This window comes from Streptomyces sp. MNU76 (assembly GCF_020982545.1).
Lineage (GTDB): Bacteria > Actinomycetota > Actinomycetes > Streptomycetales > Streptomycetaceae > Streptomyces.
The window spans coordinates 218,157-240,403 of record NZ_JAJKLK010000001.1 but is presented as its reverse complement, the minus strand read 5'-3'; the positions used below and the strand labels follow the sequence as shown (position 1 = coordinate 240,403).

Annotated in this window: 17 protein-coding genes, 2 tRNA genes and 2 pseudogenes; 6 read left to right on the top strand and 15 right to left on the bottom strand. The window is 71.4% G+C overall.

Translation table 11 applies throughout. The features are described 5' to 3' along the window. Positions 1-88 precede the first annotated feature (88 nt). A tRNA-Lys gene (locus E4N62_RS01040) sits at positions 89-162 on the top strand. Positions 163-202: 40 nt separating this feature from the next. Here the strand turns inward: E4N62_RS01040 and E4N62_RS01035 are convergent. From E4N62_RS01035 to E4N62_RS01005, 7 genes and pseudogenes are all read right to left on the bottom strand, one after another. Continuing rightward, on the bottom strand, positions 203-856 hold the full coding sequence (locus tag E4N62_RS01035) for a response regulator transcription factor (protein ID WP_230211510.1): 654 nt from the start codon (positions 854-856) through the stop codon (positions 203-205). Beyond that, positions 841-2,079: a sensor histidine kinase gene (locus E4N62_RS01030; protein WP_230211509.1), complete on the bottom strand. Its 1,239-nt coding sequence runs from the start codon at positions 2,077-2,079 to the stop codon at positions 841-843. The genes E4N62_RS01035 and E4N62_RS01030 overlap by 16 nt, the downstream gene beginning before the upstream one ends. A 71-nt stretch (positions 2,080-2,150) precedes the next feature. Then, positions 2,151-3,796, bottom strand: a pseudogene (locus E4N62_RS01025) (long-chain-fatty-acid--CoA ligase). A gap of 40 nt (positions 3,797-3,836) precedes the next feature. Beyond that, a complete protein-coding gene (locus E4N62_RS01020; RefSeq protein ID WP_230211508.1) occupies positions 3,837-4,307 on the bottom strand; it encodes a DUF3592 domain-containing protein in 471 nt (156 codons plus the stop codon). Positions 4,308-4,427: 120 nt separating this feature from the next. Continuing rightward, complete coding sequence (locus E4N62_RS01015; protein ID WP_230211507.1) at positions 4,428-5,045, bottom strand: lytic polysaccharide monooxygenase; 618 nt, start codon at positions 5,043-5,045, stop codon at positions 4,428-4,430. A 96-nt stretch (positions 5,046-5,141) separates the two neighbouring features. Next, the gene (locus E4N62_RS01010) at positions 5,142-6,287 is read right to left on the bottom strand and encodes an SPFH domain-containing protein (protein ID WP_230211506.1); all 1,146 of its coding nucleotides are present in this window, start codon (positions 6,285-6,287) and stop codon (positions 5,142-5,144) included. Between the two features lie 108 nt (positions 6,288-6,395). Next, entirely contained in the window at positions 6,396-8,069 is a 1,674-nt protein-coding gene (locus E4N62_RS01005; protein ID WP_230211505.1) for a peptidoglycan-binding protein, read from the bottom strand. 269 nt (positions 8,070-8,338) lie between these two features. Between E4N62_RS01005 and E4N62_RS01000 the strand changes: the two genes are divergently transcribed. The 3 genes from E4N62_RS01000 (at position 8,339) to E4N62_RS00990 (ending at position 12,834) form a co-directional block, all read left to right on the top strand. After that, a tRNA-Lys gene (locus tag E4N62_RS01000) sits at positions 8,339-8,412 on the top strand. A gap of 490 nt (positions 8,413-8,902) precedes the next feature. Next, positions 8,903-10,900, top strand: coding sequence for a glycosyltransferase family 2 protein (locus tag E4N62_RS00995; protein WP_230211504.1), 1,998 nt, complete (start codon positions 8,903-8,905; stop codon positions 10,898-10,900). After that, the gene (locus E4N62_RS00990; RefSeq protein WP_230211503.1) at positions 10,897-12,834 is read left to right on the top strand and encodes a kelch motif-containing protein; all 1,938 of its coding nucleotides are present in this window, start codon (positions 10,897-10,899) and stop codon (positions 12,832-12,834) included. Before E4N62_RS00995 ends, E4N62_RS00990 begins: the two co-directional genes overlap by 4 nt. A gap of 130 nt (positions 12,835-12,964) precedes the next feature. Here the strand turns inward: E4N62_RS00990 and E4N62_RS00985 are convergent, their stop codons facing one another. The 7 genes and pseudogenes from E4N62_RS00985 to E4N62_RS49200 all read right to left on the bottom strand — a co-directional run. Continuing rightward, positions 12,965-14,041, bottom strand: a complete 1,077-nt coding sequence (locus E4N62_RS00985) for a glycoside hydrolase family 6 protein (protein ID WP_374116898.1) — start codon at positions 14,039-14,041, stop codon at positions 12,965-12,967. 355 nt (positions 14,042-14,396) lie between these two features. Continuing rightward, the gene (locus E4N62_RS00980) at positions 14,397-15,119 is read right to left on the bottom strand and encodes a class F sortase (RefSeq protein WP_230211501.1); all 723 of its coding nucleotides are present in this window, start codon (positions 15,117-15,119) and stop codon (positions 14,397-14,399) included. A gap of 9 nt (positions 15,120-15,128) precedes the next feature. Next, positions 15,129-15,923: a hypothetical protein gene (locus tag E4N62_RS00975; protein ID WP_230211500.1), complete on the bottom strand. Its 795-nt coding sequence runs from the start codon at positions 15,921-15,923 to the stop codon at positions 15,129-15,131. Positions 15,924-16,083: 160 nt separating this feature from the next. Then, positions 16,084-16,863, bottom strand: coding sequence for an HAD-IIA family hydrolase (locus tag E4N62_RS00970; RefSeq protein ID WP_230211499.1), 780 nt, complete (start codon positions 16,861-16,863; stop codon positions 16,084-16,086). 246 nt (positions 16,864-17,109) lie between these two features. Beyond that, positions 17,110-17,931, bottom strand: coding sequence for a cell wall protein (locus E4N62_RS00965; protein WP_230211498.1), 822 nt, complete (start codon positions 17,929-17,931; stop codon positions 17,110-17,112). Between the two features lie 291 nt (positions 17,932-18,222). After that, a complete protein-coding gene (locus E4N62_RS49205; protein ID WP_374116933.1) occupies positions 18,223-18,909 on the bottom strand; it encodes an ROK family protein in 687 nt (228 codons plus the stop codon). A 198-nt stretch (positions 18,910-19,107) separates the two neighbouring features. Next, positions 19,108-19,573, bottom strand: a pseudogene (locus E4N62_RS49200) (winged helix-turn-helix transcriptional regulator); the annotation flags it as partial. A gap of 143 nt (positions 19,574-19,716) precedes the next feature. Here E4N62_RS49200 and E4N62_RS00950 point away from each other — a divergent pair. Then, positions 19,717-20,802 carry a Gfo/Idh/MocA family oxidoreductase gene (locus E4N62_RS00950; RefSeq protein WP_230211497.1) on the top strand — a complete coding sequence of 362 codons (1,086 nt, stop codon included), beginning with the start codon at positions 19,717-19,719 and terminating at the stop codon, positions 20,800-20,802. After that, the gene (locus E4N62_RS00945; RefSeq protein WP_230211496.1) at positions 20,799-21,272 is read left to right on the top strand and encodes a heme-degrading domain-containing protein; all 474 of its coding nucleotides are present in this window, start codon (positions 20,799-20,801) and stop codon (positions 21,270-21,272) included. The genes E4N62_RS00950 and E4N62_RS00945 overlap by 4 nt, the downstream gene beginning before the upstream one ends. 119 nt (positions 21,273-21,391) lie before the next feature. Here the strand turns inward: E4N62_RS00945 and E4N62_RS00940 are convergent, their stop codons facing one another. Continuing rightward, positions 21,392-22,246 carry a fumarylacetoacetate hydrolase family protein gene (locus E4N62_RS00940; protein WP_230211495.1) on the bottom strand — a complete coding sequence of 285 codons (855 nt, stop codon included), beginning with the start codon at positions 22,244-22,246 and terminating at the stop codon, positions 21,392-21,394. Between the last annotated feature and the right edge of the window lies 1 nt (position 22,247).

Sequence of the window (22,247 nt, the reverse complement as noted above, 5' to 3'; positions counted from 1 at the left end):
CTCACGTTTAAGTGGTCGAGGGCACCCGTGCGGACCAGGTAGTATTTTCTCTGTCGCCAGCCGCGAAAGCGGAAGAGCGACGGAGTCTGCGCCGCTAGCTCAGTTGGTTAGAGCAGCTGACTCTTAATCAGCGGGTCCGGGGTTCGAGTCCCTGGCGGCGCACAGAAGGAAGGCCCCTCGCTTCGGCGAGGGGCCTTCCGCGTTACGCGCGCAGGTAGGCGAGGACGGCCAGCACCCGCCGATGCGTGTCCTCCGCCGGCGGCAGGTCCAGCTTGCCCAGGATGTTGCCGATGTGCTTGCCGACGGCCGCCTCGGTGACGACCAGGTCGCGGGCGATCGCCCCGTTCGACTTCCCCTCGGCGACCAGCGCCAGCACCTCCCGCTCGCGCGGGGTGAGCGCCGCCAGCGGATCACGCCGACGCCGCAGCAGCTGCCGTACGACCTCGGGGTCGACGACCGTGCCGCCGGCCGCGACCCGCTCCACCGCCTCCGCGAACTGTTCGACCTGGCCGATGCGGTCCTTGAGCAGATAGCCGACGCCGGTGCCGTCCCCGGTGTCCAACAGGTCTGCGGCGTAGGCCCGTTGGACGTACTGGCTGAGGACGAGGACCGGCAGGGCGGGGTTCGCCGTGCGGAGTGCGAGCGCGGCGCGCAGGCCCTCGTCGGTGAGGCCGGGCGGCATGCGTACGTCGGTGACGACCAGGTCGGGGGCGTACGACCGCACGGCCGCGACCAGCGACTCCGCGTCCCCGACCGCCGCGACGACCTCGTGGCCGAAGCGGGTCAGGACGCCGACCAGCCCTTCCCGCAGCAGCACGCTGTCCTCGGCGAGCACGATCTTCAGCGCTGCGGGCACGGGATCTCCAGGGACAGGACGGTCGGGCCGCCGGCCGGGCTGCGGACGGTCAGTGTCCCATCGAGCACGGCGAGCCGGTCGGCGAGCCCGGTGAGCCCCGTGCCGCGTGCGGGGTCGGCGCCGCCCGTGCCGTCGTCGCGCACCTCCACCCGCAGCCGTCCGTCGGTGTGCCGCCCGGTGATCCACGCGCGCTCCGCCCCGCTGTGGCGGCCGATGTTGGCGAGCGCCTCGCGGACGGCGAAGTAGGCGGCCGATTCCACGGACTCGGCGAAGCGGGGCAGGTCCACGTCCAGTTCCACCGGGACGGCGGACCGGTCGGCCGCGTCGGCGAGGGCGTCCGGGAGGCCGTAGTCGGCCAGCACCTGGGGATGGATGCCGTGGATCAACTCCCGTAGTTCGCCGAGGACCCGGTCGGCCTCCCGGTGGGCGGCGGCGAGCCGGTCGGCCAGGGCGGGCGGGGCGTCGAGCCGGGCCAGGCCCAGGGTCATGCTCAGGGACACGAGCCGCTGCTGGGCCCCGTCGTGCAGGTCCCGCTCGATGCGGCGCCGTTCCGCCTCGAAGGCGGCCACCAGTCGCGCCCGCGACCGGATCACCTCGCCCAGGCGGCGTTCCGCCTCCGCCTCGCTCGGCGCGAGCAGCAGCCGGGCGAGCGCGGCGCGCAGTCGGGCGTAGCGGACCAGGGGCCACAGCAGCGCGAGGAGGAGGACGACTCCGGCGGCCGTGCACAGCAGGGCCTGGCCGTAGGAGTCGATCAGCCAGAGCTTGGCGATGCGCGCGTCACCGCTGACGCTGCTGGTCGTCGCCAGTTGCACGGGTGCCGCGACCATCGCCGCGGGCACGGCCGGCGCGACGAACAGCACGACCACGTCCAGCGGCCACAGCACGAACGCGAGCAGGGCGGTGTACGCCAGCTCACGCCAGGTGGACCGCTCGGTCAGCCGCAGCCGGGCCCAGGCCGCGAGACCGGGCTCGGCCGGGGTGGCGTGCGGGTCGGGCGGCGGCGGGGTGCGGGTGAGGGCGAGCCGTCGTCGTTCGAGGGCGCCGACGGGGATGCCCGACAGGACGGCCACGGCGAGCAGCGGCAGGCCCACGAGGACGGGGGCCAGGGCGAGGCCGAGGGTGCCCAGGACCAGGAGCACCACCAGCAGCGTGGTGCCGACGAGGACACCGCTCAGCAGGTAGGCCACCGCGCGCGGCGCATCCCGTACGACCGTTCGGATCATGGGGTCACGGTAGGCGGGGGCTGCCGGCGGCGGCCATACGCCCAGGTGGTGTTCCGGAGGTAGGGCCGGCCCTACCTCGTCAGCAGGTCCTCCCGTCCGCGCGCCCGGTACTCCGTCACCAGTCGCGCGAGGTCCACCGCCGAGAACTTGCGGTACGCCCACTTCCCGGGCGGGCGCCACCAGACCGGGTCGGGGCAGCGGAAGCCCTCGCGGCGGAGGGTGGCGCGCTGGATCTTGTTGGTGGCGGTGACCGGCATGGACCGGACGACCCGGACGAAGCGCGGGGTCATCTTCGTGCCCAGGTCGGGCTGGGACAGCAGGAACTCGGCGAAGCGGCAGGGGTCGAAGGTGCCGGCGACGGTGGCCATGACCTGGTCCCCGGCGACCGGGTCGGGGACCGCGTACACGGCGACGGCCTCGGCGCCCTCGTAGCGGGCGAGGATGTTCTCGATGACGGCGGCGGCGAGGTTCTCGCTGTCGACGCGGAGGCGGTCGTCGGTGCGGCCTGCGAAGTAGAGGAAGCCGTCGGTGTCGCGGTAGAAGAGGTCGCCGGTCCAGTACCAGCCGTCGTGGCAGCGGGCGGCGTCCGCCTCCGGGTTGCGCCAGTAGCCCTCGAAGGGGTTGGGGCCCCGGTTGACCAACTCCCCTATCGCGTCGGTGCCGTTGAGCAGTCGGCCGTCGTCGCCGAAGAGAGCCGGCGGGCACTCCTTCCGGGTCTCGGGGTCCACCACCGCGAGGTCGTCGCCGGGTGCCGCCCGTCCGATCGCGCCCGGCGGCGCCCCGGGCGTGCGCTGGATCGCCGCCCCGCCCTCGGACGACCCGTACCCCTCCACCAGCCGTACCCCGAACCGTTCCTCGAACGCCGCCGCGTCCACCGCGCCCGCCTCCGTGCCGAAGCCCATGCGCAGCGGGGTGTCCCGGTCGTCGGGGCGGGGCTCGGTGGCGAGGAGGTACTGCACGGCCCGGCCGACGTAGGTGAAGTATGTGGCCCGGTAGGCCCGTACGTCGTCCAGGAAGCCGGAGGCGGAGAACCGGCGGCGCAGGGCGACACCGGCCCCGGCGACCAGGGCGGGGGCCCAGTCGGCGATGACCGCGTTGCCGTGGAACATCGGCATGCAGACGTAGTGCACGTCGTCCCGCCGTACCCCGAAGCGGTCCACCAGTGCCCGTCCGGCCGCCGCGAGCCGCCCCTGGGAGCAGATCGCGGCCTTGGGCGCGCCGGTGGAACCGGAGGTGAAGTAGAGGAGGAGACGGTCGGCGGGGTGGCCCGGGTGGGGTCGGGCTCGGCGCCCGCGTACGGGGCGAGGAGGTCGGCGTAGGGCTCGGTGTCCGTCACCAGGACGCGTACGCCGGGGAGTTCGAGGCCGTCGAGGAGCGGGAGGTGGGCCCGTTCGGTGATCAGCAGGCGGCACTCGGTGTGCAGGATGTCGCGGGCCAGTTCGGGGCCCCGCCGGGTGGGGTTGACACCGGCGACTGCGGCGCCCGCCAGGGCCGCCGCGCTCAACCAGAGCGCGAACTCAGGGGTGTTGTCGAGGAGGACGCCGATGTGCGGATGGGCGTTCGGTGGCAGGAGGTCGGCGAGCAGGGCCGCGCGGGCGGCGGCCGCGGCGGTGACCTCGTGGTGGGTCAGGACCTGTTCCTCGAACCACAGCCCGGGCCGGTGGTCGCCCCACCGGTCGGCGACGAGCTGTGCGACCGTGCGCCTCGTGGACTCCATGTCGGCGCACGGTAGTTGACATGCCGTCAGTTGAGGAGGGTCACGGCGTCGGGAACGAGGGGTCCGTCGAGAACTGGTGGTAGGTGACCATGAAGAAGACACAGAACGCGAAGGCGACCCCGAGGAAGGCCAGGATGCCGAGGCCGGCCGCGGCGTGCTTGACCCGCTCGCCGGGGGCGTGGGCGGTGGCCACCACGTTCGGGCCGTCGGTGTAGTGGACGGTGACGAAGTCGCCCTCGACCGTCGTCAGGGGCCCACCCTCCTCCTCGAACCGGATCGAGCGGCCGTCATGGGTGCTGAACTCGTACACGTGGTGGATCGTGGTGTGCACCGAGCTGTGATCCCCCGCGCCCTTGCTGACCGTCGTGAACGCCTTCAGACAGCGCGCCTCGGCCGTCAGTCCGCTGTTCCAGGCGCGGCGGATCCGCAGCCAGCGGCGCAGCACGCCGTACGCCATGAAGGCGATGACGCTCATGATGACCACGGGAATGAGGTAGAAGAAGACGTCCATGGTGGTTCCCCCGGGGTTCGGCGGCCGCCCTGGTCGGCGGCACGTGGGGAACGTACCCAGGCGGGGGCCCCGCGCAGCTCAAGGGATCCTCAGAACTGGCGGGGCCGGTGGGGAAGCCGCTCAGAAGGTGACGTCCGAGCAGGCGTAGAACGCGTTGGTGGTGTCGGCGATCGTCCAGACGGCGACGATCACATGGCGGCCGCTCAGCCCGGACGGCAGGCGTCCCGTGTGGGAGAGCGTGGACGGGGGGCGCTGACCGTTGTAGGGGACGGTGAAGAACGGGGTCAGGTTGAGGTCGGAGCGGGCCAGGGCGTGGTTCTGGTTCCAGCCCGCCTTGGTGACGTAGTACTTGAAGTCGGTGGTGGCGTGCATGGCCGTGAACTGCCAGCGAAACGTGTAGTTCTGACCTCCCGTCACCCTGGTGGTGGGCCAGGCGCCGCCGCCCGGCTTCGTGGACGCGTTGAGCTGGTTGAACCTGCTGTTGCCGCCGGAGCAGATCTGGCCGTCAGCCGGCCCTGAGCCCGGGAAGCCCTTCGGCCCCTCGACGCTCTGCGGCTCCCACTGGATGTCGCCGCAGTTGGTCACGGTGCCGTTCTGACAGAGCTTCTGCCGGCTGACGGGAAGGTCGGTGTAGCCGTGGCCGGTGGCGCCACCACTGGAGAGGACGAGCGCTCCGGTGGTGGCGAGGCCGACCCCGACGGCATACCACTTGGTCCTGCTGTGCGTGCGTGTGCGCATGCTGCCGCTCCCTGGAGTACGTGGGGGTGTTTCCAGGTCTAGACCAAGTCCCAGATTATGGGTGCGGATTGAACATGTCCATACCAATTCCGGGGTTCACGGGGACACTTCGCGGCGCCCTGTATAGAACGCCACCGTCAGGTCCTTCACCAGCGCCTTGCGCTCGTAGTCGTCGAGTTCGACCAGACCGCGCACGGTCAGCCGGGTCACCGTGTCCTCGACGGAGTCGACGACGGAGGTGAGCACGGTGTCCCGGTGCTGGGCGTCGAGCGCGGCGATCCGGCGGCGCTGCATCACGGCGGCCACCTCGGGCGCGTACTCGATCCGGACCGGCTGGACCGAGAACACCTCCATCCCGACCGGCGCCGTGTCCGCCGCCACCAGCCGGGTCAGCGCCTCCCCCACCGCCTCCGTGTTGCGCAGCGTCGAGTCCCGCACCAGCGCGCCCGGCGCCACGTCCGCCGGCAACTGCGACAGCACCCGGGAGACCGCCGCCTCCACGCACTCGCGCAGATACCGCTCGTGGTCCTCGATCCCGAGCAGGGCCCGCGCGGTGTCCCTGACCCGCCATGCCACGAGAACGACGACCCGCAGCGCCACCCCGTTCGCGTCGACGGCCGCCATCGGCTCGCTCCGCCAGTGCCGCAGCCGTACGTCGACGCGACGGCGCAGCACGAGCGGGTTCACCCAGAGCAGTCCGGTGCGGCGGACCGTCCCCCGGTACCGGCCGAACAGCCCCAGCACCCAGGCCCGTCCGGTCCGTCCCCGGGCCAGCCCGCCGAAGCCGAACATCGTCAGCGCCCCGGCCCCCGCGTACGCGGCCCACTGCGCCGGCCCGAGCCCGGCGCCCGCGTACGCGGCAGGCAGCCCGAGCGCCCGTACCGCGAGGCCCGGCAGCACCCCGGCCCACCAGGAGGTGAGCACACACCCGGCCATCCCGCACGCCCCGCCCAGCACTCCGACCGTCCCGGGCACCACCCGCGCCGGGCGCTCGGCCAGTTCGGGGTCGACCTCGACGGTGGGACGCGGCTTCATGGACGCGGGTCCCTGCCGCACCCTCGGCTGCTCACCGGTGCCGCGCCGACGGCCCACGACGGCGGGGGTGACCGGTACGCAGACCGGGGCGGGGTCGTCACGGAACAGCAGGTGGACGGGGATCTCGGTGGTCGTCTCGTTCTGGATGAGCCGGGCGGGCCGCGCGGCCCCCTCGGGCTCCGGGGTGTGTGAGGTGGTCGTACTCATACGTGCCTCCATGCCTCCGCGCAGGAAGAACCGTGGTGAGAGTCGGTGAGGGGAAAGGGCGAGGGGTGAGGGGTGAGGGGCGAGAGGGCTGGAACGAGGGTCAGGAGATCAGGAGAACAGGCGGCGCCAGGTCTCCGGACCCGGGTAGCCGTCCGCCGCGCCGCCCCGCCACCCCTGGGCGCGCTGGAACGCCTCCACGTTCCGACGGTCCGACTCGCCCCAACGCGGCCCCGGACCCGAGGTGTAGAACTTGCCGAACCCCTTCTCGACCAGCCGCTTCCCCAGCCGCGTGACGAACGCGTTGTCCGCGCCCGGCCGGAACATGCCGCGCCCCGGATAGCCGCGGACACCGTGCGAGGCGGGTGTCAGGGGGGCGCCCACGGTGTCCGGGGCACCGGACACGACGGGCCCCCCGGACGAGCCGGGCATGGTGGACGAGCCGGGCCCGAGGCTCGACCCGGGCCTCACGGACGACCCGGGCTTGAGAGGTGAGACGGGTCGGAGGGGTGAGCCGGGATCGTGGGGGGAACCGGGCTTGTGGGATGAGCCGGGCATGGCGGACGGGCCCGGCCTGTCCGGTGCTCCCGCACTCCCCGTCGGGCGGTGCACCACGGGCGGCCTGGGCCGACCGGCCGGTGCGCCCTGGGGGCCGGGGCTTCCGGCCGGCGCCGGCGGGATGTCCCTGCCCCTCCCGGTGACCAGGTACGACCAGGTCAGCGTCCCCGGAATCCCGTCGGCGTGCCGGCCGGACCAGCCCTGCGCCCGCTGGAACGCCCGGGTGGCCCTGCGGTCGCTGTCCGACCAGATCGGTCCCGGGCCACCGGTGTAGAAACGGGCCCCGCCGCGTGCCACCAGCATCTGCCCCAGCCGGGCGACGTGCTTGTTCCGCGCGCCGGGCCCGAAGGCGGCGGCGCCGGGGAAGCGATGCCCGGCGGACGGCCCGGCGGCGCCCTTCGCGCCGGGCTCGTCCCCCGGGGCGGCGGGTGCGCCGGCGCCCACGCCCTCGACGCCGCCAGAGCCGCTGGCGGAACCGCCGCCGGTGGAGCCGCCGGAGCCGCCGGAGCCGTTCAGGCCGTCCGTCTCGTCGTCCGGAGAACCCGCGCCGTCGGACACCAACCCCTTGTAGCGGTACGGCACATAGCGGGTCGCGTTGTTCCAGTACCCGTACGGCGTGGCCTGCCTGCGGGCGTACGGGCGGGCCGACTCGTAGGCGATGTAGTGGGTCCGCGCACGGTCCGTCCAGCCGCCGAAGATCACGACGTGCGAGCCCTGCTGCGGGTCCTTCGGATTGTGGAAGAGCAGAATGTCGCCGGGTTCCAGCCGGTTCTTGGAAATCCGCTGCGCGAACTTGTCGAGGCTGCCCGTCCATTCGTTTCCGGGGAGGTTCCAGGCCATGGAAACGAACCCCGAGCAGTCCTGGCGATAACCGTCGGACCAGTACTCACGCATGCTGTACGGCACCTCGTCCGCGATCCACTTCTTGGCCCGTTCGATGATCTCGGCGCGTGTGATGGGTGGTGTCCTCACTCCCTTCAGCGGCTTGTCCCCGCCCGTCGGACGCCCGCCGGGGCCGTGCAGCGGCGCCTTCTTCCCCTGCGGGGTCTTCGGGTCCTCACCTGCGGGAACGGCAGCGGGGACGGTCGGGCCGTGGACCGCCGCGACCGCCGGCACAGCATGCCCCGCGCCGAGTGCGGCACCGGCGGCGGTGGCCACGACGAGGGCGCTCCGGGCGGTCCTGGCCGCCGGATGACTCAGATGGGCGTACCGGGTCGAGTACGGCATGACCCGCCGCCAGTGGACACAACCGGGGCATTCACAATCGGCTCCCGGATCGACCTCCTCGAATACCGGAGTCCCCATACGATTCCCCTCGCGAACCGACCGAAGAATTCCACGCTTCTGCACGCCCGTCAGTTTCGCAACTGTCCTCCCGTGTCGCATGTTGACGGTCCAAACGATGTACCCGGCCGCCTCGCGCCCGCGTCCAGGCCGTTCAGCCGGAGCGCGCGTGGTCGGGAGCACCCCCGCCCCTCCGGTAAAGTTCTTCTCGCGCGCCGCTAGCTCAGTTGGTTAGAGCAGCTGACTCTTAATCAGCGGGTCCGGGGTTCGAGTCCCTGGCGGCGCACCCACCGGAGAGGCCCTTCGCGAATGAATCGCGAGGGGCCTCTCCGCATGTGCGCATCACCCCCGGCGCTCGCCCACGACCCCCGCGCACTCCTCACCCACTCCCCGCCCACTCCCCACGGTTCCTCCACCCATGCCCCAATAACCGCGTATGACCGGTAAACGCCGTGTTTCGCATCTTGCGATCAAGATGAACACCATAGAACCCTGGGCCGTAAGAGACTGCGGATACATGGCGGTTGGGGAGCCTTGGGCGGTTTGCGCCCTGGGGTGGGGATCTGGGGCCCTCGACGAGGTGCGCACCGTACACGCTCAGGCACAAAAGATGCCGAGGGGGCATCAATGCAACCGGATGGTCTTCGTCCCGCGCCTCCATGGTGTAGATCACATGGTGACGATGACCCACTGATGCGTCCGTAACGGTCGAGGGGGACCGATTCGGACGAAAGACCGACGAACACACACTCGACGTGTGTGCGGGGGGATGACTCATGACGTCGACGCCGACGGGCGCCCGGCACAACCACGACCCATCCGATACGACCCGGCTCAAGGTGCCGTCACACCGCACCGGAGCCCTGCGCAAGCTCAGGAAGACACTTCCGAGATACGACTACGAGCACTACAGCCGGCTCGCCGGCCCGCTCACCCAACCCGACCCGACCAAGCCCTACAGGGTGCAGTACCGGTCGCTGATCTCCCAGGAGCCGCACCGCCTCAGGGTCGCCCTGATGCTGGCCGCCGCGCCGCTGCTCTCCCTGGTCCTGCTGGCCTGGCTGCTGCAACAGGAGCACTGGACCAAGCGCGACTACGTCGAGTACGAGTTCCTGCCCGCCCTCGACCTGGTCATGCTGATCTCGATCGGCCTGATCGAGTTCTTCCGCTGCATGAACGTGCTGTCGAACGCGCACGCCACCCTGGTCGCCCGCGACCCGATCCCGGTGGTGCCCGAGACCGGCACCCGAGTCGCCTTCCTCACCTCCTTCGTGCCCGGCAAGGAGCCGCTGGAGATGGTGACGAAGACCCTGGAGGCCGCGGTGCGGCTGCGCCACCGCGGACTGCTGCACGTGTGGCTGCTCGACGAGGGCGACGACCCGGACGTGAAGGCGGTCTGCGCGCGCCTGGGCGTGCGCCACTTCTCCCGCAAGGGCATCGCGAAGTGGAACCAGCCCAAGGGACCGCACCGCGCCAAGACCAAGCACGGCAACTACAACGCCTGGCTCGACGCGCACGGCGACGACTACGACTTCTTCGCCTCGGTCGACACCGACCACATCCCGCTGCCCAACTACCTGGAGCGGATGCTCGGTTTCTTCCGGGACCCGGACATCGGCTTCGTCATCGGCCCCCAGGTGTACGGCAACTACGACAACTTCGTCACCAAGGCCGCCGAGTCCCAGCAGTTCCTGTTCCACGCGCTGATCCAGCGCGCCGGCAACAAGTACGGGGCCCCCATGTTCGTCGGCACCTCCAACGCCGTACGGATCAAGGCGCTCAAGCAGATCGGCGGGCTGTACGACTCGATCACCGAGGACATGGCCACCGGTTTCGAGATCCACCGGCACAAGAACCCGGCGACGGGCCGCAAGTGGCGTTCCGTATACACCCCGGACGTCCTCGCGGTCGGTGAGGGGCCCAGCGCCTGGACGGACTTCTTCACCCAGCAGATGCGCTGGTCGCGCGGGACGTACGAGACGATCCTCAAGCAGTACTGGAAAGGCTGGTACTCACTGCCGCCGACCAAGCTCTTCAACTACACGATGATGATCATCTTCTACCCGATGTCGGCGCTCAACTGGATCCTGGCGGCGCTGAGTTGTGCCCTGTTCCTGGGCCTCGGCGCCTCGGGCGTGAACATCGACCCGGTGGTGTGGCTGATGCTCTACGGCAACGCCTCCGCGCTCCAGATAGGCCTGTACGTCTGGAACCGCCGGCACAACGTCTCCCCGCACGAGCCGGAGGGCTCCGGCGGTGTGGCGGGCATGGTGATGTCCGCGCTGTCGGCGCCGCTCTACGCGAAGGCGCTGATCGACTCGGCGCTGCGCCGCAAGAGCAAGTTCGTGGTCACGCCCAAGGGGGACTCGGCGAGCCCTGACCGCTGGTTCGGCACCTTCCGGTACCACTGGTACTTCATCGTCATCTTCGGTGCCTCGATCGCCGCCGGGTTCGTCCTCGGCAACGCGCACCCCGCGATGATCATCTGGGCCACCTTCGCCATGATGATCACCGCCCTGCCCATCTTCGCCTGGCGCTACATGCTGCGCCAGGACCGGAAGAAGGCCGCCGCCGCGGCCGAACTGCAGGGGTCCATGGTGGCGCCGCCCGAGGCGGCTCCCGCACCGTTCGCGCCACCCCGCGCACCGCACGCTCCACACGCGCCGCACGCTCCCCAGCACAAGCCGAGCTGGGCGGCGTCCGGGTCGGGCGGCGGGGGTAGCGACCAGACCATGCAGATCGCCCTGGGCGGACTTGGGGGACGTAAGGAATGAAGGACCGTGCAGGCCGCCGCCGTGCCCGTCGCCTCGCGATCGGCGCGGCGGTGGTCCTCGCGCTCGCCGGGATGAACGGGCCGTGGGTGTACCGCTTCAGTACCGAGAAGTACCACGAGTACAAGATCAACAGACCCGAGTACAAGGCCGACAACGGGCACTGGCAGATCGTGGAGTTCCCGGAGAAGTACCGTCAGAACACCATCCACGCCGCCCTGTTGCACACCGGCAAGATCCTGCTGATCGCCGGCTCGGGCAACGACGCGGAGAACTTCGACAAGAAGAAGTTCGACACCCGTGTCTGGGACCCGGTCAAGCAGACGATCAAGCGGGTGCCGACCCCGGCCGACCTGTTCTGCACGGGTCACACCCAGCTGTCCAACGGCAATCTGCTGATCGCGGGCGGCACCAAGCGCTACGAGAAGCTGAAGGGCGATGTCACCAAGGCCGGCGGCCTGATGATCATCCACAACGAGAATCCCGACAAGGGGATGAGGCTGAGGGCGGGGACCCGGTTCGTCGGCAAGGCGAACGGCAAGACCTTCGTCCTCAAGGACACCGTCGAGCTGAAGAAGGCCGTCAAGACCTTCGATCCGGACACCGGCAAGTTCACCGGCAACGAACCGGGGATCGCCCGCGCCTACGTCGAGGCCGAGCGCAGCGGCAAGCGGTACGAGACGGGGACGGAGGACAACTACAAGGTCGTCGGTCTGAAGGGCGAGGACGCGCGGAACACGTACGGCATCGCGCAGAAACTCGCCCTCGACAAGAAGGACTTCCAGGGGATCAAGGACGCCTACGAGTTCGATCCGGTCGCCGAGAAGTACATCAAGGTCGACCCGATGAACGAGGCGCGCTGGTACCCCACGCTGACGACCCTGTCGGACGGCACCGTGCTGTCGCTGTCCGGCCTCGACGAGATCGGACAGCTGGTCCCGGGCAAGAACGAGATCTACGACCCCGGGACGAAGAAGTGGACGTACACGAGGGACGAACAGCAGTTCCCGACCTACCCGGCGATCTCCCTGATGCAGAACGGCAAGCTGTTCTACTCGGGCGCCAACGCGGGGTACGGGCCGGACGACATCGGGCGCGACCCCGGGATCTGGGATCTGAAGACCAACAAGTTCACCAAGGTCCCCGGGATGAGCGACAGCAAGCTGCTGGAGACCGCCGGGACCGTGCTGCTGCCCCCGGCGCAGGACGAGAGGTACATGGTCATCGGCGGGGGCGGGGTCGGTGAGTCGGAGCGGTCCAGCAAGCGGACCCGGGTGATCGATCTGCTGGCCGACCGGCCGCGGTTCGTGGACGGGCCGCGGCTGGCGAAGGGCACGCGGTACCCGCAGGCCTCGATCCTGCCCGACGACACCGTCCTCATCTCCGGCGGCTCGGAGGACTACCGGGGGCGCGGCGACTCCAACATCCTCGAAGCGCGGCTGTACGACGCGCGGACGGGCCGGATGCGACGGGTCGCCGACCCGCTGGTGGGCCGGAACTACCACTCCGGGTCGATCCTGCTGCCGGACGGACGTGTCGTCTTCTTCGGATCCGACTCCCTGTACGCCGACAAGGCCAACACCAAGCCGGGTGAGTTCGAACAGCGGATAGAGATCTACACGCCGCCGTACCTCTTCCAGGACGCCCGGCCGACATTGACGGGTGGGCCGAAGACGGCGGCGCGCGGCGGGAAGGCGACGTTCGGGACGCGGCACGGGTCGTCGATCGAGTCGGCGCGGTTGATCCGGCCCAGCGCGTCGACGCATGTGACCGACGTGGACCAGAAGTCGATCGAGGTGGACTTCGAGGTGACCGGGGACGAGATCACGGTGACCGTGCCGAAGAACCGGAATCTGGTGCAGTCGGGCTGGTACATGCTGTTCGTCACGGATGACGCGGGGGTGCCGAGCAAGGCTCGGTGGGTGAAGGTGCCGTAGCGCTCCGCTGGGTTTCGCCGTTTTCGGGTGCGGGTGCGTGGGGGCTGGTCGCGCAGTTCCCCGCGCTCCTGAAAAGCACGGGCTGCGCCCCGTGCTTTTCGCTTTCAGGGGCGCGGGGAGCCGCGCGAGGTCAGTCGGAGGCCTTCGCCAGATCCAGCGCGTACTCCGGCCACCACTCGCCCGCCTTGGGCCCGCCCTTGCACTCCCCGTCCGACTCCCCCGGGCGCTTGACCCAGAGGTACGCGTCCACGAGAGGGTCCGCGGTCTTCGTAGTCGGGGTCTCCCCGAGGGCCCGCCCCGGCGGATTGCACCAGCGCTCGTCCTCGTCGCCCTCGTTCCAAGGGCCGTTGCCGTTGCGGCTGGTGTCGATGACGAAGGGCTTGTCCCCGATCTTCGCGGAGAGTTGCCTGCCGTACTCGATGGAGTCCTCGGTGGTGTAGAAGTTCGAGACGTTGACGGCGAAGCCGTCGGCCTGTTCGACACCGGCCCACTTGAGGGGGTCGTAGATCTGCTCGGGGTCGCCCCAGCCCGCGTTGCCCGCGTCCAGGTACACCTTCGTGTTCTTCAGCCCGCCCAGCGTCTCGATCGCACCCTTCAGCAGGTCGTACCGCTCCTCGTGGAACTCCTCCGGCGTACAGCCGTCCACCACGTGCAGCACCGCGTCCGGCTCCAGCACGATCGTGGCCGGGCGGTCACCGATGCCCCGGGCCACGCCGTCGATCCACGCCCGGTACGCGTCGCCGTCGGCGGCGCCCCCGCCGGAGTACTGGCCGCAGTCTCGGTGCGGGATGTTGTAGAGGACGAGCACGGCGTCCCGGTCGGCCTCCTCCGCGGCGACGGTGAAGCCCTTGGCCTCCCGCTCCGGGTTCTCCGGGCCGATCCACTCGCCGGTCGGCTGCTCGGCGATCCTGCGGATCAGCTTGGCGTCCTTGTCCTTGCCGGCCTTCTCGTAGGCGGCGACCTGCGCCGCCGCGTTCCCCTCCGGGTTGACCCAGAACGGGTCCGTGCCGTTGGGCTGTTGGGTGATGCCGGAACCGGAGGCCCGGTCCTTCCCGCCGTCGCCGTCGTCCCCGTCGTCTCCCCCGGAACAGCCGGCGAGCAGTAACGCCACCCCATCACCGCCCCGCACGCCCGAACCCCGGCCCCCTACCGCCGTACATCCAACTCCCCCTTGGGTGCACCGTGTCGTAAGCCCCAATCCTGACATAAGTCCCGCCTCGGCCACGAGGTCATCACCATTCGCCCGACGGCACCGCCGGGAGCACACACACCGGAACGCGCCCGCACGGCCGCCACCTGCCCCCATGACAGAGAGCCACGATCCGTCGACTTGGCGTCAAACAGCCTCTGGATGCCTCTGGCCGGTGCCGCCCCCACGCCATGGAGTCGCGGTCGAACAGCCCCCGGTCGGCGGCGCCGGGGGGAGCGGGTCGCCGACCGGGCCGGGAGCACGGTGTCTTCGCAGGTGCCGGGGTTCCGTACCACCGGGGGCTGTGCACTGATCGCTTTCCGGTCAAAGTCCCGCCCGCCACAGTGGCGTGACGGACCCATATCCGTGTCGGTCACGGCCCCGTGCCGCTGAGGTACGCGTTGACGACGACGTTCGCCGTGTAGGTGCGGCTCGCCTTGTCGAACGTGCCGCCGCAGGTGACGAGTCGGAGTTCAGCGCGCCCGGACTGCCGTACGCCGTAGGCCTGTCGGGCGTCGAACTCGTCCCGGCCGATGACCCGCACGTCGTCCACGGTGAACTCGGCCATCCGCCCGTCGCTGCGGGCCACCCGGATCTTCTCGCCGACGCGCAGCGCGCTCAGCTTGTAGAAGACGGCCGGCCGGGTCTCGGTGTCGACGTGCCCGACGAACAGCGCGGCCCCCGTCGCGCCGGGCCGCGCGCCGCCCGCGTACCAGCCGACGACGCCCGGCTGACCGTACGACGGCGGCTCGACCGCCCCGTCCCGGTCGAGGCCGCGCGCCACGACCGGCGCCTGCACCCCCATCGAGGGGATGTCCAGCCGCTGCGGCCGCGCGCCTTTCAACGGCTCTGCGGCGGGCGGCAGTTCGGCCTGGGCGGGCCGTCCCACGGCGGCCACGTCCCCGGTGGTCGGCGCGGAGCCGCCCTGCCGTACGTCGGTGACCTCGCGGCCCCACAGCCACAGCCCGAGCAGCAGTACGGCCCACGCGACACCGGTGACGACCCGGCCGGTCCCGCCGCCGGACCCTCCGCCGAGACCGCGTTCGCCGACGCCGCCGTAGTCGTAGCCGTTGTCGGAATAGTCCCGTCCGGACACGACGGCCCCCTATTCCGTACGGCGGTCGCGGCCCCGGCGCGCACCACGCGCCACGACCGCCACCGCCGCGACGCCGGCGAGGACCAGGCCGACCACCGCGTGGCGGGCGCCGGGGCCGGTGTGCCGGGCGTCGTCCAAGGAGTTGGCCGGGTCGGCCGAGCCGCGCGCGTCCACCGGGTCGGCAGCCGCGAGGTGGGCGGCCGCTCCGCCACCGCCCGCACGGACGGGGGCGATCGGGGAGGAGGGCGCCGAGGGCTGCCGGTCGGCGGGGCGCTCACCGGCGGGCCGCTCGGCCACCGGCGGAGCTTCGGTCGCGGTCGGCCCGGTCACGGGCGGCTTGATCGCGGGCGGCCTCGTCGACGGGAGTGTGGTGCCGGTCGGGGGTCTGAGACCTGTCGGGGGTCTGAGGCCGGTCGTGGGCTTTCCTTCGCCGACCTTGATCGTCCCCGTGACCTTGTCCTCCCTGCCGTCGCACGTGATCCGTACCGCGTAGGTGCCGGGGTCGAGCGAGGAGCGGACGCGGGTCTCCCCGGCGAGCGTGCCGGGGCTCCTGCCGGTGAGCTGGGTGAGCCGCGCGTCCGCGACGAACGCGGCCGAGACGGCCGTTCCGGTCTGCCCGCCGCAGCCCCCGGCCCGTACCTGGATGTCGGTGCCCGGGACCGGCGAGGCCGGCACCACCGAGACGTTCTCCGAGACATTTCCCGAGGTGTTTCCCGGTTCGGTCGCGTGGGCCGAGGGTGCCGACGCGGCGAGCGCCGCCGCGACCACCGTCCCGGCACAGAGAGTGACTCGCACTGAGCCCATGGTGAACCTCCAGACACCCCAGAGACTCCCCCGCCGGGCGCCGGGACGCATCCGGGAAGGCACCTCCACTGCTCCGTACGGGTGTCAGGGGGTTTATTCCAAGGGCCGGGCACTCGGCGGTCTCGCGGGGCGGTCGGCCGGCCGACCGGCCGACCCGGGCTCAGAGACGGTCCACGAGGTCCGCGATCGAGTTCACGACCTTCGAGGGGCGGTAGGGAAACTTCTCGATCTGCTCGGGCGTGGTCAGACCGGTGAGGACGAGGAAGGTCTCCATCCCGGCCTCGATGCCCGCGAGGACGTCGGTGTCCATACGGTCGCCGATCATCGCGCTGGTCTCGGAGTGCGCGCCGATCGCGTTGAGCCCGGTGCGCATCATCAGCGGGTTCGGCTTGCCGGCGAAGTACGGCTTCTGCCCGGTCGCCTGGGTGATCAGCGCGGCCACGGCCCCGGTCGCGGGCAGCGGGCCCTCGGTGGAGGGGCCGGTCTCGTCCGGGTTGGTGGCGATGAAACGGGCGCCGCCGTTGATCAGCCGGACCGCCTTCGTCATGGCCTCGAAGGAGTAGGTGCGGGTCTCGCCCAGGACGACGTAGTCGGGCTCGTGGTCGGTGAGGACGTACCCGATGTCGTGCAGCGCGGTCGTCAGCCCCGCCTCGCCGATGACGTACGCGGTGCCGCCGGGCCGCTGGTCGTCCAGGAACTGGGCGGTCGCCAGGGCGGAGGTCCAGATGTTCTCCACGGGCACGTCCAGGCCCATGCGGGAGAGGCGGGCGTGCAGGTCGCGTGGGGTGTAGATCGAGTTGTTGGTGAGCACCAGGAAGGGGCGGCCGGAGTCGCGGAGCTTCTTTACGAAGGCGTCGGCGCCGGGGATCGGCACGCCCTCATGGATGAGCACCCCGTCCATGTCGGTGAGCCACGACTCGATGGGCTTGCGCTCTGCCATGTGCGATCTCCTGCCGGCGTCTGTCGATACCTGCCATACGTCCGTACCTCCGTACGTCCGCACCTCCGTACGCACGTGCTTCTGTCGCCCGTACGTCCGGGTCGCCCCAACCCTAGTGAGCCCTGGCCGAAAAGAGGAGGCCGATCTTGGCCGCTGAGACCGGGGTCGCTTCAGGTCAGCGGGGGTGTGGGGGCCGTGGCCGCCATGCACGGGTGGACGTCGGGGGCGGGTGTCGGTCTCGTGTCGTCAGCGGGCCCGTCTGCGGACCGTGGCCGTCAGTAGGCCGCCGGCGGCCAGGAGCAGGAGGCCGGTGACGTACGGGAGGGCCTCGCGCATGCCCGAGGCGGCCAGTTCGTCGGGGTACGGCCGCCGCTCGTCCGGTACGGCCGTCGTGCCGCCCCTCTCCTTCGCCGCCCCGCCGCTGTCCTGGCCGGCCTCCGTCCCGTCCTCGTCCTCCTCCTCGTCCTCCTTCTCGTCGGTGATCCGGAAGCGGTAGTCGTTCGACTCCCCCACCCACGTGCCGTCGTCGCCGCGCCGCTCGACGACGGCCGCGTTCGCCACGACCTCGTTCGGCGCGGTCGCGTCGGAGGTGAGGGAGAGGCGGACCTTGACGGCGAGGGTGCGGCCGGGCAGCACGGTGAAGCCGGTTCCGCCGCCGTGCCCGTCCCCGCCGAGAACGCCGACCAGTTCGTCCGCGTCGGTCCGTTCGAAGGTCACCGGCCGGGGGGTGGTGTCGTCGGCGTCGTCGTAGAACTCCAGCTGCGGCTGGCTCCGCTTCAGTGTGCGCGCGCTGTCGGCCAGCACGACGACCGGGTGGATGTTGCCGCAGGTCCGGGAGGTGGTGTTGGTGAGCTCCACGGCCCAGGTGTGGAAGCCGCCGCCGGCGACGTAGGTGGTGGGGCCGCCGCGGATACGGGTCCGGATGGGGAAGGCGCCGCTGTCGTCACCGACGCAGCCGGTCCGCAGGGCGTCCGACGCGGGCGCGGGCACGGTGGCCGCCGCCGCGGGACCACTGACGAGCGCGTCTGCGGCGGCGAGGGCAAGGGTCAGGCACGTACACAGTCGCATGAACACATGACCATGCCACCCACCCGCCCCGACAAGCCCCGCCACGCCCCGAGGCCCCGGGATCAGACCCGAATATCCGCTCGATCAGCGGAGCCACCGGCTCACTCGAGAGCCGGAGGCACGAGAAACCGCGGGCCATCGAGAGGGCACGAGAAGCCGCCGGCCACTTTCCAACGCCGGCTGCGCACACCCCCGGTCGTTTTTCAGGGGCGCGGGGAACTGCGCGAGCAACCCCACACAACCCGCAACCGCCCGCCAACCGCACCCCCACGGCGCCCCGGCGCATCCCCGTCACCCCTCACCGGCCCTCTCACCGGCTCCCACGTCACCCATCCTCCCGCCCGAACAACGGCGCGAGCAGCAACTGAGCCGCCCCTCCGCAACGGCCGACACCCCACCCCGGCAACCCGCACCGGCACGGCCGGATCCTCCCCTGCAACCGAGCCCACTCGTCGAGCACGAACCCGACCCCCGCACGAACTCCTCCGGCCGGGCCTCGACCGTACGCCCGCCCAACAGCACGACCTCGATGTCGAGGAGCCCCACGAGGTTGGCGGCCCCGTCCCGAGCACCCGCGCCGCCGCCGCCACGTCCCCGCGCCATCGCCGCGAGGCACAGCACCTCGATGCACCCCCGGTTCCCGCACTCGCACCTCGGCCCGTCCAGCTGAACGACCTGGTGCCCGAACTCCCCGGCCCGGGTCCGGGCCCCCCGGTGGACGGACCCGTTGATCACGAGTCCGGCACCCAGCCCCGTACCGAGGTGGAGGTAGGCGAAGGACCCGTGCGCCCCCGCGGCCGCCGCGAGCCCCAGGGCCGCCGCGTTGGTGTCCTTGTCCACCACCACCGGCATCCCCAGCCGCCGCGCCAGCACCGCCCGCAACGGAAACCCGTCCCACTCCGGAAACCCGGTGACCCGGTGCAAGACACCGTGCAGATGATCGAGAGGCCCGGGCAGAGCGACTCCGACACCGAGCACGGGGAGGAGAGGGGGACCGTGAGGATCGGAGCCGGAAGCCACGGCGGCCACAGACGCGGCACCGGTGTCGGTGTCTCTGTCTCTGTCTCTGTCTCTGTCTCTGTCTGTGTCGACGCCGCCATCGGAACCGAACCCGAAACCGGAACCGGCGTCGGCATCGCCCCCGTCGTCACCGCCCCGACAACCCCAGCCCCCACCCCCGCTCCTCACTCGCCTCCGCCAGCAACGCCTCCACCTCACGCGCCGCGCCCTCGACCACGTTGTCCGCCCCGGCGCCCAGATCCAGCGGCGCCTGTCGCAGCGCGACCACCGCCCCGGTCAGATCGCAGAGCACGGCCGTCAGCTCGTCGCGGTCGAGGTGGAGGCCGACCGCGTGCCCGGCGTCTGGCACGAGCCGCAGTACGGTGCGCGGCTTGCCACCGGTGGACGCCCGGTACCCCGCCTCCGTCGCCAGCCCGTCCGCCCGCAACCGTGCGGTGATCTTGCTGACGGCCTGCGGAGTGAGCCCGGTCCGCTCCGCCAGCTCCAGCCGACTTATCCCGGCCGCCCCCGCCCTGCGCAACAGATCCAGCACCAGCGCCCCGTTGTGACTACGCAACGCGAGCAGGTTCACTCCCGCGACACCACCGGTCCGTCCGAGACCGCCCCCGTTGCCGCCGCCGATACCGCCGCCATTGCCGTTCTGGCGCCCTCGACCGATCCCGTCGCCGAACCTGTCGCCGAACCCGTCACCGATCCCGTTGCCGTCCACACCCCCATTGTCCCTCGCGCTTGCACTTCGGCAACAGCGTTGCTTAAGTGGACGGTATGACAGGTACCAGCACCGACAGGCCCCGGCGCGTCGCCCTCGTCGGCTACGGCCTCGCCGGCTCCGTCTTCCACGCCCCGCTGATCGCCGCGACGGAGGGCCTGACCCTCGACACGGTCGTCACGTCGAACGCGGAGCGCCGGGCGCAGGCCCGCGCCGAGTTCCCGGACGTACGGTTCGCGGCCACGGCGGACGAGCTCTGGTCCCGGGCGGACGAGCTGGACCTGGTCGTCGTGGCCTCCCCCAACAAGACGCACGTCCCGATCGCCACCGCCGCTCTGGAGGCGGGCCTCGCGGTCGTCGTCGACAAGCCGGTGGCCGGTACGGCGGCCGAGGCGCGCGAGCTGGCCGCCCTCGCGGACGCGCGCGGTCTGTTGCTCTCCGTCTTCCAGAACCGCCGCTGGGACAACGACTTCCTGACCCTCCGCCGCCTCCTCGCCGACGGCGAACTGGGCGAGATCCGCCGCTTCGAGTCCCGCTTCGAACGCTGGCGCCCCCAACTGAAGGGCGGCTGGCGCGAGTCCGGCGACCCCGCGGAGATCGGCGGTCTCCTCTACGACCTGGGCAGCCATGTCGTGGACCAGGCCCTCACCCTCTTCGGCCCCGCCACCCTGGTGTACGCGGAGTCCGACCTGCGCCGCCCAGGCGCCGAGACGGACGACGACACCTTCATCGCCGTGACGCACGCCAACGGCGTCCGCTCCCACTTCTACGCCTCCGCCGTCACTCCCCAACTCGGCCCGCGCTTCCGCGTGCTGGGCTCCGAGGCGGGTTACGTCAAGTACGGCCTCGACCCCCAGGAGGCGGCCCTCCGCGAGGGCGAGCGCCCCACCCCCGGCGCCGCCTGGGGCCAGGAGCCCGAGGACCTCTGGGGCCGCGTCGGCGCCGGCGACTCCCCGCTGACCGACGGCGGCCGCCCCGTCCCGACCGTCCCCGGCGACTACCCCGCGTACTACGCGGCCGTCGCCGCCGCGCTGCAGGGCACCGGCGACAACCCGGTCACGGCGTACGAGGCCGCCGCCGCGCTCGACGTACTGGAGGCGGCCCGCAAGTCCGCGAGCGAGGGCGTGGCGGTGAAGCTGTGACGACCCACGAGACCCCGACCATCGAGGAACTGGAGGCGCAGGAGCGCCAGTTGGTTCTCCCCCGCTTCACCCACGAGGACGCCTGGACCCTGGGCTCCCTGCTGGTGGAACTGGCCCGCGAGCGGAGCGCCCCCGTCGCCATCGACATCCGTCGCGGCCCCCAGCAGCTCTTCCACGCCGCCCTGCCCGGTTCGGCCGCGGACAACGACGCCTGGATCGACCGCAAACGCCGGGTCGTGGAGCGCTACGCGAGCTCCTCCTACCTCGTCGGCGCCCGCTTCCGCGCCAAGGGCACGACCTTCGAGGAGTCCTCCCGCCTGGACCCGGACCAGTACGCCGCCCACGGCGGTTCCTTCCCCCTGACGGTGGAGGGAACAGGAGTGATCGGCACGGTAACGGTCTCGGGCCTCCCCCAACTGGACGACCACGCCATGGTGGTGGAGGCCCTGCAACGCTTCAAGAGCACCTGACAACTGCCGGGTCCACCCGCGCCCTCAGGGGCGCGGGGAACTGCGCGACAAGCCACGACGTACCCGCAGCCGCCAACGAACAGCAGCCCCCACCAGGCACCCGGCCCCAAGCGGAGCGCCTACGCGTTGTCGAACTCCTGCCGCTGCCGCCCCAGCCCGTCGATCTCCAGCTCCACGACATCCCCGGCCCGCAGGAACGGCTTCGGCTCGGGCTCCCCAGAGCCACCCGCCGGCGTCCCCGTATTGATGACGTCCCCGGGATACAGCGTCATGAACTGACTGACGTACCGGACGACTTCACTCACCGCGAAGATCTGCTCCCCGGTCGTGCCGTCCTGCTTCAGCTCCCCGTTGACCCACAGCCGGAGTCCCAGCTTCTGCGGGTCCGGCACCTCGTCGGCGGTGACCAGCCACGGGCCCAGCGGGTTGAACGTCTCGCAGTTCTTGCCCTTGTCCCACGTCCCGCCGCGTTCCAGCTGGAACTCCCGCTCGGACACGTCGTGCGAGACGGCGTACCCGGCGACATGCTCCAGCGCGGCCTCGCGCGACTCGACGTACCGGGCGGTCCGCCCGATGACGACGGCGAGCTCGACCTCCCAGTCGGTCTTCGTCGACCCGCGCGGCACGAGCACCGTGTCGTGCGGCCCGACGACCGTGTCCGCCGCCTTGAAGAAGATCACCGGCTCGGCGGGCGGCTCGGCCCCCGTCTCGCGCGCGTGGTCGTGGTAGTTCAGCCCGATGCAGACGATCTTGCCGATCCGGGCGACCGGCGGTCCGATGCGCAGCCCCGCCGCGTCCAGCACGGGCAGCGAACCGCTCTCGGCCGCCTCGCGGACCCGCCCGAGCGCCGCCTCGTCCGCGAGCAGCGCGCCGTCGATGTCCGGCACGACCTCCGAGAGGTCCCGCAGGACCCCCTCGGCGTCGAGCAGCGCGGGCCGCTCCGCGCCCGCCGTACCGACTCGCAGCAGCTTCATG

What these genes read in the sequence shown, in the direction of transcription:
- E4N62_RS01030 (WP_230211509.1), bottom strand. Translation starts at nt 2,079, where the DNA reads ATGATCCGAACGGTCGTACGGGATGCGCCGCGCGCGGTGGCCTACCTG.
- E4N62_RS01020 (WP_230211508.1), bottom strand. Translation starts at nt 4,307, where the DNA reads ATGGACGTCTTCTTCTACCTCATTCCCGTGGTCATCATGAGCGTCATC.
- E4N62_RS01015 (WP_230211507.1), bottom strand. Translation starts at nt 5,045, where the DNA reads ATGCGCACACGCACGCACAGCAGGACCAAGTGGTATGCCGTCGGGGTC.
- E4N62_RS01010 (WP_230211506.1), bottom strand. Translation starts at nt 6,287, where the DNA reads ATGAGTACGACCACCTCACACACCCCGGAGCCCGAGGGGGCCGCGCGG.
- E4N62_RS01005 (WP_230211505.1), bottom strand. Translation starts at nt 8,069, where the DNA reads ATGCCGTACTCGACCCGGTACGCCCATCTGAGTCATCCGGCGGCCAGG.
- E4N62_RS00995 (WP_230211504.1), top strand. Translation starts at nt 8,903, where the DNA reads ATGACGTCGACGCCGACGGGCGCCCGGCACAACCACGACCCATCCGAT.
- E4N62_RS00990 (WP_230211503.1), top strand. Translation starts at nt 10,897, where the DNA reads ATGAAGGACCGTGCAGGCCGCCGCCGTGCCCGTCGCCTCGCGATCGGC.
- E4N62_RS00985 (WP_374116898.1), bottom strand. Translation starts at nt 14,041, where the DNA reads ATGTCAGGATTGGGGCTTACGACACGGTGCACCCAAGGGGGAGTTGGA.
- E4N62_RS00975 (WP_230211500.1), bottom strand. Translation starts at nt 15,923, where the DNA reads ATGGGCTCAGTGCGAGTCACTCTCTGTGCCGGGACGGTGGTCGCGGCG.
- E4N62_RS00970 (WP_230211499.1), bottom strand. Translation starts at nt 16,863, where the DNA reads ATGGCAGAGCGCAAGCCCATCGAGTCGTGGCTCACCGACATGGACGGG.
- E4N62_RS00965 (WP_230211498.1), bottom strand. Translation starts at nt 17,931, where the DNA reads ATGCGACTGTGTACGTGCCTGACCCTTGCCCTCGCCGCCGCAGACGCG.
- E4N62_RS00950 (WP_230211497.1), top strand. Translation starts at nt 19,717, where the DNA reads ATGACAGGTACCAGCACCGACAGGCCCCGGCGCGTCGCCCTCGTCGGC.
- E4N62_RS00940 (WP_230211495.1), bottom strand. Translation starts at nt 22,246, where the DNA reads ATGAAGCTGCTGCGAGTCGGTACGGCGGGCGCGGAGCGGCCCGCGCTG.